General features: G+C 60.9%; 2 protein-coding genes. Both read right to left on the reverse strand.

Translation table 11 applies throughout. From position 1 onward, the window contains the following. Nucleotides 1–991, reverse strand: a 991-nt coding sequence (locus tag D8V06_RS09695; RefSeq protein ID WP_130930870.1) for an imelysin family protein, incomplete at its 3' end; no start/stop codon positions are given. 26 nt (nt 992–1017) lie between these two features. After that, complete coding sequence (locus tag D8V06_RS09700; RefSeq protein ID WP_130930871.1) at nt 1018–2445, reverse strand: di-heme oxidoredictase family protein; 1428 nt, start codon at nt 2443–2445, stop codon at nt 1018–1020. Nucleotides 2446–2465 lie beyond the last annotated feature (20 nt).

The raw sequence follows: 2465 nt of genomic DNA on the forward strand, positions 1-2465 counted from the left end.
GGACGACGTTGAGGCTGTCGTAGATATCGTTGAGTTGCTGGCGACCGGCGTCGTCGTTGAGCATTTCGGTCAGCGAGCGCTGGTTGCTTGCGAACAGTTTCAACGAAGCGGCATAGGCGGCGTCGATCTTGTCGGCCAATGGCTTCTGATCGCTTGGCAACAGGCTGCGCAAGCCCTTGTTGTCGACGCCTTCCCAGACTGTTTTGGCAGCGGCCAGGCTTGCCTCAAGGCCGGCCAGGGAAGATTGGCTGCGCCATGCATCGGCCTGGAACGGTTGCGGGACCCCCTTGGTCTGGCGCCCCATTGGCGTGCCGAGTTTTTTCTTCAGGCTGTCGAGCGCAGTGACTTGCACGCGCAACAGATCGGCAATTGCTTCGTGCGAGTCAGCATAACGCTGGTTCGGGAACTTGCTCATTTGCGCGAGCATACCGTCCGTGTTGTTCCAGCTTTTCAGAATCTCTTCGGCCAATTGTTTCTGACGCTCGCCAATGGCGATCAACAGCGGGCAATACTTGGCTTTCTGCTCGGCGTTGGCCACATCTGGCTTGCTGTCGAACAGAATGTATTCGTAGGCCGACAGGCCTTGCACCACGACGCTGGACTTGGTCAGTGCCGCTGCATCGATTTGCGGCTGTGCCGTGATCAGTTGCTCGACTTGGCGGCCGACCAGGTTTTTCTTGTCCGGCCAGAACTGCACTTGCCATGCACGATTGCCTTCAGCCAGCGGCCCGATCAACAGCGGTTGCAGCTCGGCCCAGGCTTTTTGTGCGTGCAGGAAGTCGGCGCGGGCAGTTTCCAGTGTTTCCTTGCCTTCGCAGTAGGCCAGCGCGCTGACAGCCAGTTGGCGGTCGGCTTCTACCCAGCGGGTGTAGGTCGGCAGGATCACCGATTTGGCGATGGCTGCCGACGTGACCGCTTGCGGGTCCTGAGGCGAACAGGCGCCCAACGCTAGTGCGGCCAGGCTGGTGAACAACAATTTGGGACGAAACATGTCGGGCTCCCGCAGTCGAATGCGTATTAAAGTGAATTCAAAAACGCCAGCAACGCGGCGCGCTGCTCGGCATTGAAAGACAAAACCTGTTGCTGCGCCGCGGTTGCTTCGCCGCCATGCCAGAGCACGGCTTCGAGCAGATTGCGAGCGCGGCCGTCATGCAAATACTGGGTATGGCCGCTGACCGCTTGCGTCAATCCAATGCCCCACAACGGCGGCGTGCGCCAGTCGCGGCCACTGGCCTGGAATTCGCTGCGGTTGTCGGCCAGGCCGTCGCCCATGTCATGCAGCAGCAGATCGCTGTAAGGGCGAATCACTTGATTGGCCAGTTCAGGTTCGGCGGCGTTGGCGGCGGTGGTGTATTTCGGCGTATGGCAGGACTGGCATCCCGCCTGATAGAAAAAATTCTTGCCGGCCAGCACTTCAGCAGCGTTGACATCACGGCGGGCCGGAACGGCGAGGTTGCGAGTGTAGAACAGCACCAAGCGCAGGATGTTGTCGCTGACTTCCGGCTCGCCATCTACGCCGTTGCCATTCGGCGCCTGTTTGCAGGCGGTTTGCCCGTCGGTGCAGTCATCAAAGGGTCTGAGGCTGGTCGTGAGACCCATGTCACCGGAAAACGCGTGAACATTCTGCTGATTGAGATTCGGTTGCCCGGCTTTCCAGCCAAATCGCCCGAGTACGGTTTTCTGTTGCGCGTCATCCCAGACCCGGTTCGGCCGTCCGGCGATACCGTCCCCGGCTTTGGCTTGAGCCTCGGCGTTGGCCAGGATTGCCTCCTCGGGGATTGCTTCAAGCAGGCCCAGGCCGATCATTGGCGGCGCGACCCGTGCCGAGAAACGTGTGTCGGGGTGCATTGGGCCGTAATTCAACTGGATGATGTTGAGGCTCGGCTTGCGCAATTCGACTTCGGTGCCGTCTTTGAATTGCACCTTTACCGGTGTGTAGTCGACCCGCACCTTGCCCTCGGGGGCGACGCCGGGCACGGCCATGTCCTGGAACTGCCCGCCGTAGACGGGTTCCGGCACGACACCCAGTTGCTCGATGACTTTGGCATAAGCCGGGGTGTCGGGAATCGACAGGCGCACCAGCATCGATACGGCATTCGAAGCGTCAGGTTCGGGCGGGTGACCGCGACCGTCCTTGATGTGGCAGCCCTGGCAGGCATTGGTGTTGAACAGAGGACCCAGACCATCACGGGCTGTCGTGGTCGACGGCGCAATCACCCAAGGGTTGCGAAAGAAGCTGTTGCCGACGCTGAAATCCACACGCCGTGAAGGTGGCAGGTTGGCCGAGGGCAGGGAAAATGCGTTTTGATCGGTCTTGCGCACAGTGGCGCTACCGCCGGAGCGGGCTTCGCCGGGTTCGGCTTCGGTAAACCGCGGGGCGTCATCGCAGGCACTCAGGCCCAGGGCCAGAAACAGTGCGGACAAGCGAAGAGGCAGCGAGGGCATCAGACATCCTGCAAGACGAG

The sequence above is a fragment of the Pseudomonas sp. Sample_24 genome (genome assembly GCF_004307605.1).
Classification (GTDB): domain Bacteria; phylum Pseudomonadota; class Gammaproteobacteria; order Pseudomonadales; family Pseudomonadaceae; genus Aquipseudomonas.

Excerpts from the sequence above, each read along its gene's own strand:
- D8V06_RS09700 (WP_130930871.1), bottom strand. The coding sequence starts at position 2,445 with ATGCCCTCGCTGCCTCTTCGCTTGTCCGCACTGTTTCTGGCCCTGGGC.